This is a genomic window from Streptomyces niveus, assembly GCF_001723055.1.
GTDB classification, from domain to species: domain Bacteria; phylum Actinomycetota; class Actinomycetes; order Streptomycetales; family Streptomycetaceae; genus Streptomyces; species Streptomyces niveus.
Genome location: NZ_MDCR01000511.1, coordinates 1 through 1598, shown reverse-complemented (window position 1 = coordinate 1598; position 1598 = coordinate 1). Strand labels below are relative to the sequence as shown.

At 71.6% G+C, this 1598-nt stretch carries 1 protein-coding gene; it reads right to left on the bottom strand.

Annotated elements, in window-relative coordinates; genetic code table 11:
• Positions 1–76 precede the first annotated feature (76 nt).
• Positions 77–1598, bottom strand: a 1522-nt coding sequence (locus tag BHU15_RS37075; RefSeq protein WP_368483239.1) for an MFS transporter, incomplete at its 5' end; no start/stop codon positions are given.

Genomic DNA, 1598 nt, shown 5'->3' with positions numbered 1-1598 from the left:
GTGCGGGACCCGCCCCTCCACTATCCGGCCGCCACCGGCCCCCCGCATGTCGGGCGGGTCCCGCACCGCGTACCGGTCAGGCCTTGCGGACCGCGGCCAGCAGCGCCGGTGAGTGGTAGCCCGTCGACGTACCCGCGTGCCAGGACACCAGGTCGGGCGCCTCCGGCCGGGCGCCGCCGAGGAGGTAGAGCGTCACCAGGCCCAGCGTGCCGAGCACGGTGATCCCCAGCGTGATCCCCACCGCCTGGTGGAATCCGTCGGCGAGCCCCTGGACGAGCGCGAAATGCAGCAGGACGGGCCCGATCAGGAACGCCGCCTCCGAGCGCAACAGCTCGACCAGCGCGAACGTCGGGCCGATCTGCGCGGCGGGGACGGAGAAACCGGCCAGGAAGAGTCCCGGTGTCACACCGGCGCCCGCGCCGAAGCCGAGGAAGAAGGCGGCGACGGGGACGGTCGCCGACGCGTTGGACGTGGAGGCGGCCAGCAGGATCGCGGCGCCGATGGCCACGCTGATGGTGCCGCACAGGGCCAGATACGGCGTCCAGCGGGTCGACATCAGCTGGCGGAACAGCAGGGCGGCGATCAGGACGCCGAGGATCTGCGGCGTGACGAGCGCCCCGATCCGTACGGGGGAGAACGCCGCCTCCCTGATGTAGTAGACCTCGATCAGCTCCAGCAGGGTGGTGAAGCACGCCCCGACCAGCATCGCGTTGAGCGTGCCGACGACCGGCAGGGTGTTGCTGATGGGCCGCACCGGCATCAGCGGACGCTCCTTGCGGTACTGCCCGCCCACCAGGAACACCCCGCACGCCAGCCCGACGACGACCGGTACGTAGAACTCGGGGTCGCTGAAATGGCCGCGCGTCAGCCAGGACACACCGAAGAACGGCAGCGCCGTCGTGCCGAGCGCCAGCGGGATCGCGGTCCAGTCGAACTTCGCGCGGCGGTCCGGCGGGGCGTTGCCCTCGAAGGTCAGCGACCCGACGACCAGTCCGATCAGCGCCAGGGTGCCGATGCCCGCGAACAGGGGCCGCCAGCCGCCGAGCGATCCGACGAGCCCGCCCACCAGCGGCCCGAAGGCCACCATCCCGAACAGCCCGAGACTGACGACGGCGGCGGTCGTCTGGAGCTTGTCGATGGGGTGCCCGATGATCAGCGGCGGCAGCGCGGCGACCAGCAGCATGCCGGTGAACAGCCCCTGGAGAACCACCCCGGTCGCGTACATGCCGATGTTCTGCGCGCTGAGCGCCAGCACCGTGCTCAGGACGAATCCGCACTCGCAGACGAGATAGACCCGCCGCCGCGCCACCCGCTGCACGAGGTCGGCGCAGGCGACGGCGCCGAAGGCGTACGCGGCGTTCGACATGCCGCTGCTGAGCTGGAGTTCGTACGCGGTGGCATCGATGCTCCGCATGATCTGCGGTTCCATCAGGGCGGTGGCGGTGGTGAGGATCAGATACGGGCTGAGCGCGAGGAGCGCCAGGGTGACGGCCGCCGGGTAGCTCCCGGCGAGCGGGAGCCGGGTGAACAGGTTCGGCGAAGGTGAGCGGGACGGCAAGAACGCCTCCGGGGCCGGCGGGGGGACGCGGGGGAAGTGG